We start from the raw sequence: 18,473 nt of genomic DNA on the forward strand, positions 1-18,473 counted from the left end.
TTTATGCAAGTCGACGTACTTAAGGAGGATATGTAAATGATTGAAATTGAGAAACCTAGAATTGAGACAATTGAAGTTAGTGATGATGCTAAATTCGGTAAGTTCGTTGTTGAACCACTAGAACGTGGTTATGGTACTACACTAGGAAACTCCTTACGTCGTATCCTACTATCATCATTACCAGGTGCGGCTGTTAAATATATCGAAATTGAAGGTGTTTTACACGAATTCTCAGCAATTGATCATGTCGTTGAAGACGTATCAACAATTGTTATGAATATTAAAAAGTTAGCACTTAAAATATATTCAGAAGAAGATAAAACACTTGAAATCGATGTTAAAGAAGAAGGCGAAGTCACTGCAAAAGATATCACACATGACAGTGATGTTGAAATCTTAAACCCAGATCTTAAAATTGCAACAGTAGCGCAAGGTGGTCACCTTAAATTACGTTTAGTTGCAAGTACAGGGCGCGGGTATGCATTAGCTGATCAAAACAACTCAAGTGATCTACCAATCGGTGTTATTCCAGTTGATTCATTGTACTCACCAGTAGAACGTGTGAATTACACAGTGGAAAATACGCGTGTGGGTCAAAGTTCTGACTTTGATAAATTAACATTAGACGTATGGACTGATGGTTCAATCACACCACAAGAGTCTGTTTCATTAGCAGCAAAAATCATGACTGAGCATTTAAATATCTTTGTTGGTTTAACTGATGAAGCACAAAATGCTGAAATTATGATTGAAAAAGAAGAAGATCAAAAAGAAAAAGTATTAGAAATGTCTATCGAAGAATTAGACTTATCTGTACGTTCTTACAACTGTCTTAAACGTGCAGGTATCAACTCTGTACAAGAACTCGCTGATAAATCAGAGGCTGATATGATGAAAGTTCGTAACTTAGGTCGCAAGTCTCTTGAAGAAGTAAAATATAAATTAGAAGACTTAGGTTTAGGTCTAAGAAAAGAAGATTGATAAAGGAGGTTAACTCATGGGTTACAGAAAATTAGGTCGTACTTCAGATCAACGTAAAGCAATGTTACGTGATTTAGCTACATCATTAATCGTAAGTGAGCGCATCGAAACGACTGAAGCACGTGCGAAAGAACTTCGTAGCGTAGTTGAAAAACTGATCACTTTAGGTAAAAAAGGTGACTTGGCTTCTCGTCGTCAAGCAGCAAAAACTTTACGTAATGTTGAAATCTTAAACGAAGATGAAACAACACAAACAGCACTTCAAAAATTATTCGGTGAAATCGCTGAACGTTATGAAGAACGTCAAGGTGGTTACACTCGTATTCTTAAAGTTGCTCCACGTCACGGCGATGGCGCATTAAAAGTAATTATCGAATTAGTTTAATTAATACACTACTACTACATTAAAGCAAATGAGTGCAACGATAATGTTTGCCACATACAAATATTGTCTAGCTCAGAGTACCCCATCCAACTAAATATTGACGACAAAGCGTGAACTCAATGAGGATGGGGTGCGCGCTTTTTTAGTGTAATCGGTCATAAATCAAGATGACATCGCCAAATCTTATTGAATCACATTCAGCTTTTTTACACGTATGTGTCGCTGAATGATGCACTCATAATACTTGGTGATTCATTTTAACATCGAATATACCAAGTAGAGGTAGTACATACAGGGTTTATAACTGTGCCATGTACTATCAAAGATAAAAGATGAGTAAACGATGCTTTATGCATGTGAACTCTATTTTGTATAAAAACGCATCATCTCTGTTAAGGGCGGAACAACGAAATCCATTCGATTTCTGTTCCGCTCTTTTATTTATATGGCTTGATACATATACAAATCATGTCTTTTTTTGTAAAATAAGCGTATTAGTACAAATGGAGGGACGCTAAATGAAAGACGAAAACCTGATTGAATTTGAACATGTATCATTTCAATACGACGAACAACAACCGCGTGTTTTGAATGATGTTCAATTTAAAATTAAAAAAGGTGATTGGGTTTCGATTGTCGGTCACAATGGCTCGGGAAAATCAACTTTAGCGAAACTTCTAACAGGCATCGAGCAAGATTTCACTGGTGATATAAAGGTCAATGGTAACTCTATTAAAGGAAAAGATCGGCCCGCTTTTCACCATCATATTGGTATTGTATTTCAAAATCCTGAAAATCAGTTTGTGGGTTCAACTGTGAAATATGATGTTGCTTTCGGCTTAGAAAATAAAAATGTTTCTTATGATAAGATGCATCAAATTGTGCCAGCTGTTTTGAAAGACGTCGATATGTATGACAAGCAAAATCATGAGCCAACCGCATTGTCAGGGGGACAAAAACAACGTGTTGCGATTGCGGGTGTCCTTGCATTAGAGCCACAATTGATTATTTTAGATGAGGCGACAGCCATGTTGGATCCAGAGGGAAAGCGTGACATACTAGCCATGGTCAAACACTTGAACGAAACGAAAGGTATTACAGTTATCGCGATTACGCATGACCTTTCTGAAGTCGTCAGCTCAGATCAAGTAATCGTGATGAACCAAGGTGAAGTTTATTTAAATGGTTCAGTAGAATCGATATTTAAACACGGGCAGTCATTAATGACACTTGGCTTAGACTTGCCATTTGAAATGCGTGTCGCGAATCTATTAAATATGGAACCAGGTTTTATGACTTATGAAGGATTATTGGAGCGTTTAATATGATTAAATTTGAAGAAGTTTCATACACGTATCAGAAAAAGACGCCGTATGAATATCAAGCACTCAATCAAATATCAACTGAATTTTTACCTGGACGTTATTATGCCATTATTGGAAAAACAGGTTCAGGGAAGTCAACTTTAATTCAGCATTTCAATGGGCTCTTAAAACCTACACAAGGCCATATGCAAGTATTAGACGTCGCTATCAATCCAAAGACAAAAGATAAAAAATTAAAGTCAATTAGAAAGCGAATTGGGATGGTGTTTCAATTTCCTGAGTCACAACTTTTTGAGGAGACAGTCGAAAAGGAAGTGCTATTTGGTCCTCAAAACTATGGACTGGATATTGAAGCAGCACGTGCCAAAGCGATGCGCTTATTAACAGAGCTAGGTTTTGATGCAGAAACAACAATGAAGCAATCTCCTTTCTTACTGTCAGGCGGTCAAATGAGAAAAGTCGCACTCACTGCAATTCTCACGATGGACCCTGATATTTTAATTTTAGATGAACCTACAGCAGGATTAGATCCACGCAGTCGAGAACAGGTTATGCAGTTATTTAAAAAATTACAACTGGAACAGCATAAAACGGTCATTTTAGTGACACATGATATGAATGATGTGGCACGATTTGCTGAAGAAGTTAAAATAATGCAAAAAGGGAGCCTTATTGAATCGACTACACCACAACAATTTTTTTCACGTACTGAAGATGTTCAAGCTTTGCACCTTTGTTTGCCCGATATCGTGCGTTTACAAAGAGATATTGAAGCGCGCTTAGGGATTCAATTTGAAAAGCTTGCAATGACAGAAGAGGCGTTTGCTACGATGTTCAAAGAATGGAGGCAACGTCATGAAAGATAAATTGATTATTGGGCGTTACTTACCATTAGACACTTTCGTTCATCGTTTAGACCCACGTGGTAAATTCATCTTTGTATTTATATTTATTATTGTTATTTTTTTGAGTCACCATCCGTATAGTTATTTGTGGCTTGCTTTCATATTGTTAATTATTTTAAAAGTCGCACGTATTCCACTGGGGTTTCTTTTAAAAGGCTTACTTCCAATTTTTATCTTTTTACTATTAACATTAGTGATGCATTTGTTTTTAACGAAAGGTGGAACACGATTATTTGAATGGGGTATTCTGTCCATTGATTCTAATGGAATTAGAGAAGGGATTTTAATTGTACTGCGCCTTGCTTACATTATGATTATTTCAACACTACTTACTTTGACGACAAGTCCTTTGAACCTTACAGAAGCCTTTGATCGTTTATTTAAACCGTTGAAATATATCAAAGTCCCTGTAGCTGCGTTAAGTATGATGATGTCTATTGCACTACGATTTATTCCTACTTTGATGGAAGAATTAGATAAAATCGTATTATCACAAAAATCACGGGGTTCAGATATTAGTTCTGGCTCTATTGTGGCACGTATTAAGGCGTTTATCCCTTTAATGATTCCATTGTTTATTTCTGCCTTTCAACGTGCAGAAGAATTGGCTATCGCTATGGAAGTGAGAGGCTATGATGCAAATCAGCAGAGAACAAGTTATCGTGTACTAGAATGGCACGTTAAAGATACGCTCGCCTTGCTGAGTATCATTCCAATTGCAGTCATTTCGATATGGTTAGGCCATCATTTTTAGATTGAGAAAAGGAGAATTTTATGCAACGTGTGTTAGTGAAAATCAGTTATAATGGGGCGCAATTTTTAGGCTTTCAAATTCAAAACCAAGGGCGTACAGTGCAAGGTTATTTTGAAAAAATATTGAAACGTATGCATCAAAAGCCTGTTCGAATTCACCCTACAAGTCGCACAGATCGTGGTGTGCACGCAAAAGAACAGTATTTCCATTTCGATACGGATTTGAATATTGCGCCTAATAAGTGGCAACATGCCATGAATAGTGCGTTACCAGATGATATTTATGTTCATGAAGTCTCTTTAATCGATTCAGATTTTCACTGTCGTTATGATTGTGTAGGTAAACGCTATCGATACGCTATTTATCAAGATGCGCATCGCAATCCATTTCTCGCGCATTTGAAAACACTCGAGGCCCATGCACTTAATATTGAAGCGATGCAAGTAGCTGCACGTCATTTTATTGGAACACATGATTTTACTAGTTTCTGTTCTCAAAAAACTGAAGTTGAGAGTAAAACACGCACGATTTATGAAAGTCGCATCGAAGTCACTGAAGATGGCTTAGATTTTATTATTACAGGGTCAGGTTTTTTATATAACATGGTACGTGTCATTATTGCTTACTTACTTGAAGTCGGAAAAGGCAAGCGACAAGGTGAGGATATTCCACATATTCTTAAAATGAAAGATCGAACGCTTGTACCACATACTGCACCAGCAGAAGGTCTCTATTTAGAAAAGGTATATTTATCGCCCGAACAGCTCAAAAAAGACTTCGGTGAAACAATTAAAATTCATACGAAAAAATCGTCACAAATTTAATGAAATACATTGACATTAAGGCGTAAAACTTATAAGATAGTTAACGGTATTGTTTTATATCACCCCACGATAAGCCCCGGAAACTTATTGTGTTACAAAGATATATAAGCAGGAAAGAACAACAGTTAACGGAATAAATATCTCGCTCTAGGTTGTGCTGTCACAACCAGCTGAAAGACAAATAGGAAAGATTTATTCACTAGGAGGACAATATTATGCGTCAAACATTTATGGCAAATGAATCAAACATTGAGCGCAAATGGTATGTTGTTGATGCTGAAGGACAAACTTTAGGACGTTTAGCTTCAGAAGTCGCAGCTATCTTACGCGGTAAAAATAAAGTCACTTACACACCACACGTTGACAGTGGTGATTACGTTATCATCATTAACGCTTCAAAAATCGAATTTACTGGTAAAAAAGAAAGCGATAAAATCTACTACCGTCACTCAAATCATCCAGGTGGTTTAAAATCAATCACTGCTGGTGAATTAAGACGTACAAACCCAGAACGTTTATTAGAAAACGCAATTAAAGGGATGTTACCAAGTTCACGTTTAGGTGAAAAACAAGGTAAAAAATTATTCGTTTATGGTGGCGCTGAACATCCACACGCTGCACAACAACCAGAAAACTACGAGTTACGTGGTTAATTAGAAGGAGGAAATTACATTGGCACAAGTTGAATATAAAGGCACAGGCCGTCGTAAAAACTCAGTAGCACGTGTACGTTTAGTACCAGGTGAAGGTAACATCAAAGTGAACGATCGCGATGTACGCGACTACTTACCATTCGAATCATTAATCTTAGACTTAAACCAACCATTCGATGTAACAGAAACTAAAGGTAACTATGACGTTTTAGTTAATGTACACGGTGGCGGTTTCACTGGTCAAGCACAAGCAATCCGTCACGGTATTGCACGTGCATTATTAGAAGCAGATCCTGAATACAGAGGTTCTTTAAAACGCGCTGGATTACTTACTCGTGACCCACGTATGAAAGAACGTAAAAAACCAGGTCTTAAAAAAGCACGTCGTTCACCACAATTCTCAAAACGTTAATATCGTTGTTATATCAACTTTTACAGCACTTTCCAACTTTTGTTGGAGAGTGCTTTTTGTGTTTTTTATGGTTGTATATTTGGTTGTATATTTTTAACGGTTGGCGAAATATTCACTGACCGTTATTTTAATTTTTGATATTAAAAAAGCACAAATATCTCTATAATTGTAAGTGACTAAACAAACCATTAAGGAGATATTGTGCCTATGTATAATGATATATCAGTCATACAGACTTTTTAAGTCTTGCCAGAGTCAATACAGTTTAGTTCATTATTTATTGGGCCTTGATGAGAGGCTCAAAGAGACATATGAAACGGCGCACCGTCTTTTAAGTGCTCTGAAATCAAACGATATCCAGCAATTACGGTTCATCTTACAGGATTCAAAGACAAAAGATATTTCACAAGGACTCAAGCGTGTCATTCAAACATTCATCAAATACTTGCCCTATATCTCAAATACGATGCGTTATCCACATTTAACGAATGGGCCGATTGAGGGCATTAATAATAAAATAAAACTGATTAAACGGGTTTCTTATGGTTATAGAAATTTCTGGAATTTTAGGAATAGAATCTTAATCATTTCCAAGTTATTTGTAAGTGAATATAAAAAACGCATTAAACAACAAAAAAACGTTGCTTAATGCGCTATCGTCTCGCCAACCGACACCCATTTTTATTAGGGGCAGGACAGAAAATCTAAATGGTTTCTGTTCTGCTCTTTTTTGATGGAGAACGTCGCAATAATTTTTCTTCCAAGAACAGAACTAAACCTTATTCAGTCAGTTAAATATAAAAAATAACGTTGAAAGTCTTGCGCGTCACGCTACGTTATCCATTATATTGAGGTTAAGGAGGGATAACAATGCCACCCATTCATATCATAAGATCTGATAAAATTTATTTGAAATTATTGGAATTAGACGTTGCACAGAGAGACGCTTATTTTCGAGAAAATTTATTAAAGCATTTTCGAGAAAAATTTGAAATTCAACAGATACCCTTTGAACCAACAGCAGCAGGTTTTGATGCCTTAATGATGTTGAATCAAACGCACGTTTCGCCTGCAGAATTTAATTCGAGCAATAAAAACAAATGGATATGCTTGATGATGATTTTTGGGATAATTGTAAAAGTGCGATTGAAGATGTACTGAAGCGTTTTGAAAAGAAGGGGATGCGTTCAAAGGTAAGTCAGTATACATTTACGGTTTTATTAGGAGATGAACAAAAGCCGACTATGTTCCTTAATCAAAATTATGGAGGAGAAGGCGGTATACCTGGATATGTGTGGCTTTCATTAGTTCCAAATGCCTATACTTTGAAGCGAACAAAAAGTGCCATTGCACATGAGTTCAATCATAACTTGAGATACCAATATGTTCAATGGGACGGTGGCTCTCTAGCAGAATTAATTGTTTCTGAAGGTTTAGCTGAAAATTTTGTTGAGGCCATGTATGGGAAGTCATATTTAGGACCTTGGGTAACGGCGATAGATTGGAATCAATCACAAGCATTAATTAAAAATATCATAGGAAAACATCTAGACATTGATAACATGTTTGAAGCAATGCCTTATTTATACGGGGATGAGATTGCTCAATTATATAGCGGTAATCAAGTAGTGTTACCTCACTCAGCAGGTTATACTTGCGGGTATTATCTTGTTAAAACTTATTTAGAAAAGACAAATTATGGGATTGAAGAAGCCACTATGAAGTCTGCACAAGAAATTTTAAACGAGGTGGAATCATTTTGGAATACGAATATCGTATAAAAGACATCATCAAAATCACTGGCGTAACGAAGCGGACTTTACATTATTATGATGAAATTGGTTTATTATCACCCGAAAAAAATGAAAATCATCATAGAGTCTATACACAACATCATTTAATGCAATTACAAAAAATTTTATTACTGAGATCGATGGATGTAAGCATTAAAAGAATTATTAAAATAATGGCAATGGACGAAACAAATTTAATGGCATCATTGAAAGCTGAAATGGTCATTTTGAATGAAAAAATTGAACGATTAGAAAAAACGAAAAAAGCAGTGGCCAAATGGATAGAGGGCGTGCCGGTTTTAGAAATTGATGAATTGAACAACAACTTACAAGCTCAATATCAAGAAGAAGCTAAAATAAAATATGGTAATACATCTGCTTATCGTAGTTTTATTGAACGTAATGGGGATTATCAATTAAATAGTGTTGAGTCTAAAAATAAAATGGTGACAATATTTAAAGCTTTTAATCATTTAATAGAGCGGAACGTAAGCGATAGTGAAGTGTATGAAGTAGTGAAAGCATGGAAGGATTTGATGAATAGCTATGCTGAATTTGATGATGAAACACTATGTTGCATTGCAATGACTTATAATGAAGATGAAAGATTTAAAGATTATTTTAAACAATTCGGTCATCCGCAGTTAACTGAGTTTATTGATAAAGCTGTTCATTATCATTTAGCTTAATAATATATGAAATAACAAACACAGTATTTAGAAGAGATAGTCTACAAAAACTTTAAAAGATTAAAAATGAAAACACTGACCCACTCTAGGCAACTTTGCGGAGGTAAATAAACGACGAGTCGTACATGATAGCATTGAATAGCTTTCAAAGTCTAATGTGGTTTCATTGAATCTAAACTTCAATGAAGCCACATTTAGGTGAGTCTTCAGCGTTATACGTACGAGGCAAAGTTTCTAAATAGGGTAAGACAATCAAAAATTTTATTTTCTTTCATGCTTCTAAATAGAACTTTACCATATTACTGTTGTTTACTTAAAAATTGATTAGTTGATTGAATTTCTGCGAAGTTACTTAAACTGGAGATAAAGGCATTTTGGACATCTTCTGGTGCGACAGTTTGATTATTTAGCGATAATCCACGTGTTGTCGTTGCATCATGAATTAAAGTGGATTGATAACCCAATTCTTTTGCAGCGCGTGTTGTTGAATCGACACATAAGTGGGTCATCATCCCAGTAATGACTAGATCCGTGACATCATTCTCATCAAGTAGAGTCGCAAGTTCTGTTTGAAAGAAACTATTTGGAGTTTGCTTTGTGATCACAGGATCTTGTTCATAACGTTTGAGCTGAGGGTTTAATTGAACGCCTTCAGTGTCATGTACGAAAAAAGCGGCATCATCGTTAGGAAAGATGTGTTGAATGTAAAACACCGGTAGGTCTTCTTCATGGAACCATCTTTCAAGTAAGTTAATGTGTGCTAATGCTTCGTCAGGATTATGGAGAGGCATTTTGCCGTTTTCAAAATAATCATTTTGAACGTCTATAATGAGTAAACCTTGTTTTGTCATTTCCGTATACGCTCCTTTTAAAAAGAATAATAAATAACTTTCATCGTGTGCCGAGACATCAAACATTAGTTTGAAAGTATAATACGAAGTTCAACTTAAGTATGGAAATGATGTCTCATCGCCGCTTATTCATCATGATAGCAATAAAATAAGGTTGGGGCTAAAATTCTGTTTGAGTTAAAATAGGTATAAGCGATTTGAAGCAAGAGAGTAACTAGACTATAATTAGATTTATCATTATATGAACGGAGGTGTCAGTATGTTTTTAGAAGATGTGAAGCGTGTAAGATTTGTCCTTATTATACGTGGAAAATTTGCGTTTTTTGCTAAAAATTGGTGGAGTCTGTCTAATTTTAAACAAATACATCTTCTAGAGGAATACTGACACAAATTCCTCTAGCGATATGGAGGAATAAAAAATGAATATCGTCAATGTGAGTCAACTCACGAAATCATATGCCGGAGATAAAGTTTTTGATCATATTAAATTTGAAGTGAATAAAAATGATCGAATTGGTTTAATAGGTCGAAATGGTGAAGGGAAAACGACTTTATTTAAATTATTAGCTAAAAAAGAGCAAGCAGATGAAGGCTTTATTATTATTGCTAAGGGTGTCAAAGTAGGACTCCTAGCACAAATTCCAAATCTACCGCACGATGCTATTGTAATCAATCAGCTTTATCAAGCTTTCGACACTTTGAATGGTATCGAACAACGAATGAGACAGCTGGAAGTTAAGATGGTTGAAGAGTCGGATGACATCGATCAGATTTTAAAGCAATATGACCGATTACAAAATGAATTTGAGTCTTTAGGGGGTTACGACAGAGATTACAAAATTGATTTTGTGCTCAACGGTTTAAAAATTGCATATCTTAAAACGCAACAATGGTCCGATTTATCTGGAGGGGAGCAGACAAAAGTAGGTTTAGCGATGTTGTTACTCCAATCACCAGAATTGTTACTGCTTGATGAACCTACGAATCATTTAGACATAGAAAGTATTGAATGGCTAACAAAGTTTATCCAACAATATAACGGTGCCGTGATGGTAATTTCACATGATCGTTACTTTCTAGATGAAACGGTCACTCAAATATTAGAAGTTGATCAACATCAGTTATATGTATATCCCGGTCATTATTCAAATTTCGTCATTGAAAAAGAGAAGCGTATTTTAAGCGAATTTAAAACATATCAAACTCAGCAGAAGAAAATTCAAAAAATGAAAGCCCAAATTAAGCAATTAAAAATATGGGCGAACCAAGCGAAGCCACCCAATGCGTCGATGCATCGTCGTGCAAAAAGCATGGAAAAAGCTCTAGCGCGGATTGAAGTCAAACCTAAGCCTCGATTAGAGCATAACAAAATGAAATTAGATATCGCCCAAACAGAAAGTGCTTCAAAAGATATCTTTGTCTTAAAAGATGTTGCTAAAATGTATGATGATATCTTATTTGAAGGGGTAAATATGAAAATTAGACACCATGATAGAGTGGCCATTGTAGGTGCAAATGGAACAGGTAAAAGCACGCTATTAAAATTGTTGTTAAAAGAGATTGTGCCTGACGAAGGTCATGTTCAAATTGCTGAAACAAACCGCATTGGTTATTTGGCCCAACATCAATTTAATACTGGAGAGATGTCAGTACTTGAAGCTTTTAGACAATATGCGCATGTGTCAGAAGGAGAAGCGAGAAACCATCTGGTAAAATATCTTTTTTATGGGTACGATGTCTATAAAAAAGTAAAAGATTTAAGTGGTGGCGAAAAGATGCGTTTAAGATGGGCGCAAATGATTTCTCAACAATTCAATGTGCTCATACTTGATGAGCCGACAAATCACTTAGATATTGATGCCAAAGAAGCATTGGAAGAAGCTTTAGAGGAGTTTGATGGCACGGTTATTGCAGTTTCACACAATCGATATTTTCTGGATAAGCATTTTTCAAAAACATACTGGATTGACAATAAACAGCTTCATTATTATCCGGGGCATTACAGTTATGCGAAACAAAAAAGAAATTAAGATGTGAGACAAAAATCTAATTGATGACACAGTTCTGACTCAATTTTCCAAGGTTAGAACGTATTTGATCATTAAAATAGATAACAACGGAAATCAACAAATCACTAAGAAATGAAAAAAGGTAATGTATTCATAAGCGATAAAAGCTTATCGCTATGAGCAGCATTACCTTTTTATTGATGTGTTAGACATGTTTTGCAATAAGTGCTAAAGAGTGTTTTCTATTCTCCTCACCATAGAGTTGGGGAAATAATAAAAGTTCATCAGCATCAAATGTACGTTGCAATTCGTGGAGTTTATGCGCTACGGTTTCTCCATCCCCACTGATGATACGAGGTTCGTTTTCGGCGCGTTTCTCAAGTTCACGTTCACTCCAATTTTTCTGTTGTATCGTTTCTGGACTTAATAGTGTTTTCGGTTGTTTTAAATAATGAATGCGTTGCAACCAGTAATGTAGACTGTCTTCTAATTGTGCACGGATCTGACTATCCTCATGTGCTAAGACGAAAGTAGAGACAATGACATAAGGTTGCTCTTCAGGGTGATAGTGTTGAAATTGTTTTCGATAATGTTGAACAATACGTTGTTTTTCTAAAGTTTTTTGTCCGAAAGCTCCAAATACAAAAACAGCCCCTAATTGTGCGGCGCGTTCTGCACTGTTTTCACTCGTACCTAAGATACAAAATTGCGGTTGGGTTTCAATGATAGGCATTGCTTTTAAATGCTGAAAACGATGTGGGGTCGAGGTGTCATTGTTAAAATACTTTGTTAAATCTATCAATTGTTGATCAAAGTCTGTTAAAGTTTGTTTGCCTTCATTCAATGCTTGAGACACATTTTGAAAACTAGGCGATTTTCCAAGTGCAATATCGACACGTCCAGGATGGCGTGCTTCTAGCATTTTAAAAGTTTCTGCTACTTTATATGGACTGTAATGTGGCAACATAATGCCCCCGGCGCCAACATGGATGCGTGACGTTTGTTCTAAAATCATCGTTGCTAAAATTTCAGGTGCTGTTGATGCGACGGAATGAACTTGATGGTGCTCAGCTAGCCAATAGCGGTGAAAGTTCAATTTTTCAGCATAACGCGCGAGATCAATACTATGATTGAGTGCTTCTTGCGGTGTGCGTCCTTCAAAAATAGGACTATAATCGAGAATGCTGAGTTGCATATAAGACTTCCTTTCCAAGCGTGTTATACTACAATTATCAAGCAAAATAAGCGTAAACACGAGTACAATGCTTAAAAATAAAAAGAAAGTAGGGAATGAAATGGAAGCCATTATCGCAAAGAAAGCTTTTTCTATATCAGAAGGAAATTGTTTTGAAAAGGTAACACGTGAACGCCCCGAACCGACAGAACATGATATTTTAATCAAAGTGTATGCCACAGGAGTCAATCCTGTTGATACGAAAATGCTCAAACGCCGTTGAATCAGTCAGAGCGTGTATTAGGTTTTGATGCAGCAGGTGTGGTGGAACAAGTAGGCTCAGCGGTTAAAGGTTTTAAACCAGGAGATCAAGTTTTCTATTCGGGTTCAAATCAACGTGATGGCTCAAATCAGACCTATCAATTAATGGATGAACAATATGTTGCACATATGCCTAAAAATCTCTCTTACGAGGCATCAGCGGCACTACCTCTAACAGCGATTACCGCATATGAAACGTTATTTGATGTATTTGGAATTTCCACAGACGCTGAAAAAAACAAAGATCAAACGTTGTTAATTATTAATGGCGCAGGGGGTGTGGGGAGTATTGCAACACAAATTGCAAAAGCATACGGCCTAAACGTGATTACAACAGCTTCACGCGAAGAAACAATCGAATGGTCTCAAAAAATGGGTGCCGATGCTGTTTTAAATCATAAAAGTGATTTGAAAGCTCAGTTTAAGGAACAACAACTTAAGCAGCCGAATTATATTTTCTGCACATATGATACAGATGGTTACTACGATACGATGATTGACCTTATTCAACCTAGAGGGCATATTGCGACGATAGTTGCTTTTCAAAATAAGCAAGATTTAAATGCGTTAAAAGCTAAAAGTATTACTTTGACACATGAATTTATGTTTACAAGAGCAGTACACGGTGTGGAAGAACAGATGTATCAAACTTATCTAAAAGATGTCGCAGAAAAGATTGAACAGGGCGTCTATCAGTCTACACTGAATAATGTTTTAGAAGGTTTAACAGTCGATAATTTATTTAAAGCGCATCAACAGATGGAATCACAAGCACATATCGGTAAGTTAGTTATAAAAATAGCTGATTAAATTCATTGAAAGAGGGAATGTGACTGTAAATCGTTAGTTTAAGGGGAAAGTATATATGTTAAAGCAACAAAATCAAAAGGTTAGTTTAGTTTTTTGGATTGCTGTTGTGCTGTGTAGTTTATTTGTTCTGATTGGGGCGATATTCCCGGAACAAATGGAACAACAAACGCAAGCCATCACGCAATGGATTGGTTACCATTTTAGTTGGTACTATTTATTACTTGTACTTGCACTTTTTTTAGTTTGCATTTATTTACTCTTTTCGAGATACAGTCACATTACACTTGGCAAAGAAGGTGAGGAACCAGAGTTCTCTTTAAAATCTTGGTTCGCAATGTTATTTAGTGCTGGTATGGGAATCGGGTTAGTTTTCTGGACAACAGCTGAACCGATTTCTCATGCATTTAAAGCCTCACCGATACATAAAACTGGGACCCAGGCAGCAATTGATGACAGTTTGCAGTTTTCGTTTTTCCATTGGGGTATTCATGCTTGGGCAGTTTATGCCATTGTCGCATTAGCTTTTGCGTATTTTAATTTCCATAAAGGGTATCCCGGTTTGGTCAGTGCAACGTTAACACCTTTATTTGGTGCGAAACGTATGCAAGGACCTCTAGGACAGATGTTGGATGTGCTTGCGATTATTGCGACAGTCACGGGTGTTGCGGCCACTTTAGGCTTTGGCGCACTACAAATTAGCGAAGGCTTAAAGTTTTTATTTGGTATTCCCGCTACGTTTACAACACAAATCATTATTGTCATAATCGCAACGGTCTTGTTTACATGGTCGACATGGTCAGGTATTAGTAAAGGGATAAAAATGTTAAGCAATATTAATATGTCTTTAGCTTTTGCTGTCGTCCTCATCGTTTTTCTTATTGGACCGACACTTTATATTTTAAATATGTTTACAAATAGCCTCGGCAATTACATCGCTCACTTTTTTGATATGAGTTTACGTTTATCAATTGATAATCCGTCAAAAACGAAATGGATTCAAAATTGGACTATCTTTTATTGGGCATGGTGGATATCATGGGCGCCTTTCGTTGGTATCTTTATTGCACGTGTTTCAAGAGGACGCACAATTAAAGAATTTATCATTGGTGTTCTTTTCGTTCCGTCATTTGTCTGTTTTATTTTCTTTGCTGTCTTTGGTGCTTCTGCGATTTATTTACAGAATCATGGGATAGCAGATATTGCATCAGAAGCTATGGAAACTGCGACTTTTGCGACGCTTGAACATTTTCCATTCGGTTATGTGATTAGTATTGTCACACTCGTAGTCATTATGATATTTTTTGTCACTTCTGCAGACTCTGCAACCTATGTTTTAGGTATGTTAAGTACAAAAGGTGATAATCATCCGAAAAATTGGGTAAAAGTCACTTGGGGCATTATGTTAGCTCTGTTTGCGCTCATCATGCTATTCACTGGGGGCACACAAGCGATTCAAAACATACTCATTATTGCCGCTTTACCTTTCTCATTTGTCATCATTTTAATGGTATGGGCGTTATTTAAAGCATTATCGGCTGAACGTCCACGTTTAAAGAAAAATATAACAAAATATCAAAAGAGATAATTACAAAAATATTAATTTTTTTGAACAATATGACATGATTTTAGTTTTTATTACAAAATTAAGGGTAAAGAGTTGGTGTAACAAATTGAATAGGAGGTGGCATTCGTAATGACACGGATCAAAAATTTTATTCTTGGCCTATTGATTGTCATAATTGTAGGTTTTCTATTATTTATGTATATCGATTATAAACCGATCAAAAGTTACCAAGACTATTTTTATCAGTTTAACTGGTTCTACCCATTACTGATAGGTTTAGCAGCATTCTTAATATTAATCGGTTTAATTCTATTCTTCAGAGCATTTAAACCTACATATCGTAAACCAGGATTGTATAAAGACTATAAAGATGGTCATATTTACATTTCTCGAAAATCAATCGAAAATACTGTTTACGATACAATTGCGAAATATGATGCCATTCGTCAACCTAATGTTGTATCAAAACTATACAATAAGAAAAATAATAGTTTCATTGATATCACAGCGGATTTTCTGGTGCCATCAGAAGCGACGAATGTCCAATCGTTAGTTGAACAATTACGCTTAGATATTAAAGAAAGCGTTGAACGTTTTTCTGAATTACAAGTTAAAACAGTAAAAGTCAATGTGCGTGACCAAAAACGAGACAATGGTCCACGCGTTGTGTAAAGGAGGGGTCCTATGTCTAACCAAAACCAAAATGGTCAAGGTGAACGAGATGCAGTTGAGCAATTTGCAACACTTTTGCAAAATTATAAATGGCGAATTATTGGGTTCTTCTTTTTCCTCATCATTGCTATCTTGTTTTTAACACTTGGCTTCTGGAAGACTGTTCTAATCGTCGTGTTATGTTTAATCGGTGTTGGTGTAGGGTATATTAAAGACCGTACGCAAGATTTCTTGAATTTCCTCAATCGATTAAGTTAATACATGCAAACGGAAAAAATTTAAAACATTTCGATTAAAATAAACAATAAAGGAGTTTTTAATTATGGCTGTAGAAAATAACAAAGCAAAAGAAACTTACAATAAAGAAACTGGTGTAAACGAAAGAGAAAGACAACAATCACAAGAAAATCAAGGACCACAATTTTCTAATAGCTTAACATTCTCTGATGAAGTTGTTGAAAAAATTGCAGGTATTGCTGCACGTGAAGTTCGCGGAATCTTAGACATGAAAGGCGGCTTTGTAGATAGCATTAGTGGTTCATTCAGCGGTGGCAACAATGTAACACAAGGTGTATCTGCTGAAGTAGGCGAAAAACAAGCAGCTATCGATCTTAAAGTTATCTTAGAATACGGTGAATCAGCACCTAAAATTTTCCGTAAAGTAACTGAATTAATCAAAGAACAAGTGAAACACATCACTGGCTTAGATGTTGTAGAAGTGAACATGCAAGTTGATGATGTGATGACACGTAAAGAATGGCAACAAAAAAATGAAAAAAATAGAGACCAAAACGAAAACAAAGGTTTACAATAAGATTTAACCTTTGAAGCAATGGGTTTCAATATAATTAAAATCAGATAAACTGACGTAAAGAAGCGGCTGGGATAACGATATTGTCCCAGCCGCTTCTTAATTATTGCATTGTTGCTTGCTTTCCTTTGAGCGATAAAATAATGATAAAACCTATCAATCCAATGCCAGCTGCAAAATAGATTGTTGCGTGGAGATGAATATGTGAAACGATTAAACCTCCAAGCATGGCGCCAAATCCAATGCCTGCATTTAAAGCTGACATATTCCAACTCATCACTTGACTATGATCACCCTCAACTTGATCAATCAAGCCCGATTGTACAGCAGGGTTTGTACTCCATTGAATGATATGCCAAACAAACAATCCAATCAGCAGTAAAATCGTCGTTTGCCATAAAGCGTTTAATAACAGCATAACGACTACAAAAGCTGAACCGCTCACTGTGAGCCATGTCTTGAATGAGAATTTATCTGTAAAAAATCCGCCTAACGATGTGCCACACATTCCCGCAACACCGATAATTAGTAATGCTAAAGAAACGAATTTAATGTCATGACCGCCAGATAAAATCAATGGGTTAATGTAAATATAAGCTACAGAATTTGCTGTTAAAATAATAAAAGTGACTGATAATAATTTGCTCACTTCTAATTTGCTTCGAATTCGAGTCGAATAGGTGTTTTCCGTCGCGTAGGTCATTTTTAAATGCGTGGGTAAGTAAAGCGTAAGCAATAGTCCGGCAAGTAGCCCCGCGACAATAATTAATCCAAAAGTATAGCGCCATCCTATCCAATCACCAATTAATGTTCCAATAGGGACCCCGAAAACATTTGCCGCACTAAAACCTGTATAAACGAGACCTAGCATTTTACCCCGGTTTTCAGGCTTTGCGAGCACAACAGTTATCGCTAATATTTTAACAACGATGAGTGCTGCAGCGGCAGACGAAAGGATGCGTCCAATAATTAATATCGTAAAATTAGGAGATAGTGCAATCATCAAATTACCTAATACGAAGAAAGCAATTGAATATAACAATACATACTTTGGTGAATATTTTTCAGTAAGTTTGACTAAAATCGGTCCTGTAATCGCAAAAGTAAAAGCATAAATCGTAACAAGCTGACCGATCCATGCTTCAGAAATATTTAAATCAGTGCTCATAAGATTCATAATGCCAGCGACGACCATTTCAACCATACCTACAATGAAAATACTTAACATAAAAGTTAAGGTTCTCATGATAGTCATAGCAATACTCCTTGATAGTATATTCAGTTCTGTTTTTCATTTTAATACAATTGGTTACAATAAGAAATACTTACGCCTTTATCTGTATTAGATAGAAGTAGACCGATTATATTTTAGCCATAAAAATTTATCATTGAGAAGTGTCATTGTACGCATAAACGAAGTCATAGTATACGAAGTTTTACAATAAATAGCGCTAAGATGTTTTCTATATAAAATCATCCTAGCGCTATTTATTTATGGAATTAATGTCTCAGTCTGATCCTAATCCTAGAGCTATGGTGA

At 35.9% G+C, this 18,473-nt stretch carries 19 protein-coding genes and 2 pseudogenes; 18 read left to right on the forward strand and 3 right to left on the reverse strand.

Annotated features, from left to right (window positions below; genetic code table 11):
• The first annotated feature begins 36 nt into the window (after positions 1–36).
• The 12 genes and pseudogenes from MUA40_RS03155 to MUA40_RS03210 all read left to right on the forward strand — a co-directional run bounded on the left by MUA40_RS03155 (position 37) and on the right by MUA40_RS03210 (position 8,721).
• Entirely contained in the window at positions 37–981 is a 945-nt protein-coding gene (locus MUA40_RS03155) for a DNA-directed RNA polymerase subunit alpha (RefSeq protein WP_016426369.1), read from the forward strand.
• Between the two features lie 16 nt (positions 982–997).
• The gene (gene rplQ / locus MUA40_RS03160; RefSeq protein ID WP_016426370.1) at positions 998–1,366 is read left to right on the forward strand and encodes a 50S ribosomal protein L17; all 369 of its coding nucleotides are present in this window, start codon (positions 998–1,000) and stop codon (positions 1,364–1,366) included.
• 518 nt (positions 1,367–1,884) lie between these two features.
• A complete protein-coding gene (locus MUA40_RS03165; RefSeq protein ID WP_016426371.1) occupies positions 1,885–2,694 on the forward strand; it encodes an energy-coupling factor transporter ATPase in 810 nt (269 codons plus the stop codon).
• Positions 2,691–3,557 (forward strand): energy-coupling factor transporter ATPase, encoded by an 867-nt coding sequence (locus tag MUA40_RS03170; RefSeq protein ID WP_016426372.1) that lies wholly within the window; start codon positions 2,691–2,693, stop codon positions 3,555–3,557. The genes MUA40_RS03165 and MUA40_RS03170 overlap by 4 nt, the downstream gene beginning before the upstream one ends.
• The gene (locus tag MUA40_RS03175; RefSeq protein ID WP_016426373.1) at positions 3,547–4,350 is read left to right on the forward strand and encodes an energy-coupling factor transporter transmembrane component T family protein; all 804 of its coding nucleotides are present in this window, start codon (positions 3,547–3,549) and stop codon (positions 4,348–4,350) included. The genes MUA40_RS03170 and MUA40_RS03175 overlap by 11 nt, the downstream gene beginning before the upstream one ends.
• A 20-nt stretch (positions 4,351–4,370) precedes the next feature.
• The gene (gene truA, locus MUA40_RS03180) at positions 4,371–5,174 is read left to right on the forward strand and encodes a tRNA pseudouridine(38-40) synthase TruA (RefSeq protein ID WP_016426374.1); all 804 of its coding nucleotides are present in this window, start codon (positions 4,371–4,373) and stop codon (positions 5,172–5,174) included.
• A gap of 215 nt (positions 5,175–5,389) precedes the next feature.
• Positions 5,390–5,827, forward strand: a complete 438-nt coding sequence (rplM, locus tag MUA40_RS03185; RefSeq protein WP_016426375.1) for a 50S ribosomal protein L13 — start codon at positions 5,390–5,392, stop codon at positions 5,825–5,827.
• 19 nt (positions 5,828–5,846) lie between these two features.
• On the forward strand, positions 5,847–6,239 hold the full coding sequence (gene rpsI, locus MUA40_RS03190) for a 30S ribosomal protein S9 (RefSeq protein WP_016426376.1): 393 nt from the start codon (positions 5,847–5,849) through the stop codon (positions 6,237–6,239).
• Positions 6,240–6,444: 205 nt separating this feature from the next.
• Positions 6,445–6,888: pseudogene (locus tag MUA40_RS03195) on the forward strand (transposase); the annotation flags it as partial.
• 221 nt (positions 6,889–7,109) lie between these two features.
• Positions 7,110–7,400 carry a hypothetical protein gene (locus MUA40_RS03200; RefSeq protein ID WP_262569889.1) on the forward strand — a complete coding sequence of 97 codons (291 nt, stop codon included), beginning with the start codon at positions 7,110–7,112 and terminating at the stop codon, positions 7,398–7,400.
• On the forward strand, positions 7,340–8,020 hold the full coding sequence (locus tag MUA40_RS03205) for a DUF2268 domain-containing putative Zn-dependent protease (RefSeq protein WP_262569890.1): 681 nt from the start codon (positions 7,340–7,342) through the stop codon (positions 8,018–8,020). The genes MUA40_RS03200 and MUA40_RS03205 overlap by 61 nt, the downstream gene beginning before the upstream one ends.
• Positions 7,999–8,721, forward strand: a complete 723-nt coding sequence (locus MUA40_RS03210) for a MerR family transcriptional regulator (protein WP_016426379.1) — start codon at positions 7,999–8,001, stop codon at positions 8,719–8,721. The genes MUA40_RS03205 and MUA40_RS03210 overlap by 22 nt, the downstream gene beginning before the upstream one ends.
• 299 nt (positions 8,722–9,020) lie before the next feature.
• Here the strand turns inward: MUA40_RS03210 and MUA40_RS03215 are convergent, their stop codons facing one another.
• Positions 9,021–9,572 (reverse strand): cysteine hydrolase family protein, encoded by a 552-nt coding sequence (locus MUA40_RS03215; protein WP_016426380.1) that lies wholly within the window; start codon positions 9,570–9,572, stop codon positions 9,021–9,023.
• Positions 9,573–9,991: 419 nt separating this feature from the next.
• Between MUA40_RS03215 and abc-f the strand changes: the two genes are divergently transcribed.
• On the forward strand, positions 9,992–11,602 hold the full coding sequence (gene abc-f / locus MUA40_RS03220) for a ribosomal protection-like ABC-F family protein (RefSeq protein WP_262569891.1): 1,611 nt from the start codon (positions 9,992–9,994) through the stop codon (positions 11,600–11,602).
• 184 nt (positions 11,603–11,786) lie between these two features.
• Here abc-f and MUA40_RS03225 read toward each other — a convergent pair whose 3' ends face one another.
• Positions 11,787–12,776, reverse strand: coding sequence for an LLM class flavin-dependent oxidoreductase (locus MUA40_RS03225; protein WP_016426383.1), 990 nt, complete (start codon positions 12,774–12,776; stop codon positions 11,787–11,789).
• 100 nt (positions 12,777–12,876) lie between these two features.
• Here MUA40_RS03225 and MUA40_RS03230 point away from each other — a divergent pair.
• The 5 genes and pseudogenes from MUA40_RS03230 (at position 12,877) to MUA40_RS03250 (ending at position 16,936) form a co-directional block, all read left to right on the forward strand.
• A pseudogene (locus MUA40_RS03230) lies at positions 12,877–13,886 on the forward strand (zinc-binding alcohol dehydrogenase family protein).
• Between the two features lie 55 nt (positions 13,887–13,941).
• Positions 13,942–15,471 carry a BCCT family transporter gene (locus tag MUA40_RS03235; RefSeq protein ID WP_167732824.1) on the forward strand — a complete coding sequence of 510 codons (1,530 nt, stop codon included), beginning with the start codon at positions 13,942–13,944 and terminating at the stop codon, positions 15,469–15,471.
• Between the two features lie 108 nt (positions 15,472–15,579).
• Positions 15,580–16,122: an alkaline shock response membrane anchor protein AmaP gene (amaP, locus tag MUA40_RS03240; protein WP_016426387.1), complete on the forward strand. Its 543-nt coding sequence runs from the start codon at positions 15,580–15,582 to the stop codon at positions 16,120–16,122.
• 12 nt (positions 16,123–16,134) lie between these two features.
• Positions 16,135–16,380 carry a DUF2273 domain-containing protein gene (locus MUA40_RS03245; RefSeq protein ID WP_016426388.1) on the forward strand — a complete coding sequence of 82 codons (246 nt, stop codon included), beginning with the start codon at positions 16,135–16,137 and terminating at the stop codon, positions 16,378–16,380.
• A gap of 64 nt (positions 16,381–16,444) precedes the next feature.
• Positions 16,445–16,936 carry an Asp23/Gls24 family envelope stress response protein gene (locus MUA40_RS03250; RefSeq protein ID WP_016426389.1) on the forward strand — a complete coding sequence of 164 codons (492 nt, stop codon included), beginning with the start codon at positions 16,445–16,447 and terminating at the stop codon, positions 16,934–16,936.
• A gap of 100 nt (positions 16,937–17,036) precedes the next feature.
• Here MUA40_RS03250 and MUA40_RS03255 read toward each other — a convergent pair whose 3' ends face one another.
• The gene (locus MUA40_RS03255; RefSeq protein ID WP_126496517.1) at positions 17,037–18,188 is read right to left on the reverse strand and encodes an MFS transporter; all 1,152 of its coding nucleotides are present in this window, start codon (positions 18,186–18,188) and stop codon (positions 17,037–17,039) included.
• Positions 18,189–18,473 lie beyond the last annotated feature (285 nt).

This window comes from Staphylococcus schleiferi (genome assembly GCF_025558325.1).
Classification (GTDB): Bacteria; Bacillota; Bacilli; order Staphylococcales; family Staphylococcaceae; genus Staphylococcus; species Staphylococcus schleiferi.

Coding starts and splice junctions, on each gene's coding strand:
- truA (WP_016426374.1), top strand. CDS start 4,371: ATGCAACGTGTGTTAGTGAAAATCAGTTATAATGGGGCGCAATTTTTA.
- MUA40_RS03170 (WP_016426372.1), top strand. CDS start 2,691: ATGATTAAATTTGAAGAAGTTTCATACACGTATCAGAAAAAGACGCCG.
- MUA40_RS03225 (WP_016426383.1), bottom strand. CDS start 12,776: ATGCAACTCAGCATTCTCGATTATAGTCCTATTTTTGAAGGACGCACA.
- MUA40_RS03235 (WP_167732824.1), top strand. CDS start 13,942: ATGTTAAAGCAACAAAATCAAAAGGTTAGTTTAGTTTTTTGGATTGCT.
- rplQ (WP_016426370.1), top strand. CDS start 998: ATGGGTTACAGAAAATTAGGTCGTACTTCAGATCAACGTAAAGCAATG.
- amaP (WP_016426387.1), top strand. CDS start 15,580: ATGACACGGATCAAAAATTTTATTCTTGGCCTATTGATTGTCATAATT.
- rplM (WP_016426375.1), top strand. CDS start 5,390: ATGCGTCAAACATTTATGGCAAATGAATCAAACATTGAGCGCAAATGG.
- MUA40_RS03255 (WP_126496517.1), bottom strand. CDS start 18,188: ATGACTATCATGAGAACCTTAACTTTTATGTTAAGTATTTTCATTGTA.
- MUA40_RS03155 (WP_016426369.1), top strand. CDS start 37: ATGATTGAAATTGAGAAACCTAGAATTGAGACAATTGAAGTTAGTGAT.
- MUA40_RS03165 (WP_016426371.1), top strand. CDS start 1,885: ATGAAAGACGAAAACCTGATTGAATTTGAACATGTATCATTTCAATAC.
- MUA40_RS03200 (WP_262569889.1), top strand. CDS start 7,110: ATGCCACCCATTCATATCATAAGATCTGATAAAATTTATTTGAAATTA.
- MUA40_RS03245 (WP_016426388.1), top strand. CDS start 16,135: ATGTCTAACCAAAACCAAAATGGTCAAGGTGAACGAGATGCAGTTGAG.
- MUA40_RS03205 (WP_262569890.1), top strand. CDS start 7,340: ATGGATATGCTTGATGATGATTTTTGGGATAATTGTAAAAGTGCGATT.
- abc-f (WP_262569891.1), top strand. CDS start 9,992: ATGAATATCGTCAATGTGAGTCAACTCACGAAATCATATGCCGGAGAT.
- MUA40_RS03175 (WP_016426373.1), top strand. CDS start 3,547: ATGAAAGATAAATTGATTATTGGGCGTTACTTACCATTAGACACTTTC.
- MUA40_RS03215 (WP_016426380.1), bottom strand. CDS start 9,572: ATGACAAAACAAGGTTTACTCATTATAGACGTTCAAAATGATTATTTT.
- MUA40_RS03250 (WP_016426389.1), top strand. CDS start 16,445: ATGGCTGTAGAAAATAACAAAGCAAAAGAAACTTACAATAAAGAAACT.